Source organism: Salinicola salarius, assembly GCF_002179555.1.
Classification (GTDB): Bacteria; Pseudomonadota; Gammaproteobacteria; order Pseudomonadales; family Halomonadaceae; genus Salinicola; species Salinicola salarius_A.
In genome coordinates, this window is the sequence record NZ_NHOU01000160.1 from 1 (window position 1) to 376 (window position 376).

General features: G+C 66.8%; 1 protein-coding gene. It reads left to right on the forward strand.

Features of this window, described 5'->3' with window-relative positions:
- A partial coding sequence (locus CCD76_RS20145) for a hypothetical protein (RefSeq protein ID WP_179208986.1) occupies positions 1–376 on the forward strand: 376 nt, incomplete at both ends.

Sequence of the window (376 nt, forward strand, 5' to 3'; positions counted from 1 at the left end):
TGTAAAACCACCGCGCGCGAGCCGGGCGACACCTCGCTGGTCTGGAGCTGGCCGCTAGAACTGACTGCCGACGAGCGGGAATCGGTCACGTTCCTACTGACGGGGTTGTCGACCGAGATGCAGCAGGCGGTGATCGACGAAGCCGCTGGGCGGGTCGATGCCGGCAAGGTCAAGAACACCCTGGGCTTCCTGCACACCCTGGCCAAGCGTGCCGCCTCGGACAATTTCCAGCTGACGCACTTCGGCCGCGGTGTCGCCAACAAGCGGCGTGACCAGGCCGAGACGAGTGACGAACAGAACCGGGTCGTTACCGCGCCGGTGGTGGCGATGTCGCCGCCGAAACCGGCCGAGCCGGAACCGCAGCCGATTTCGGCGG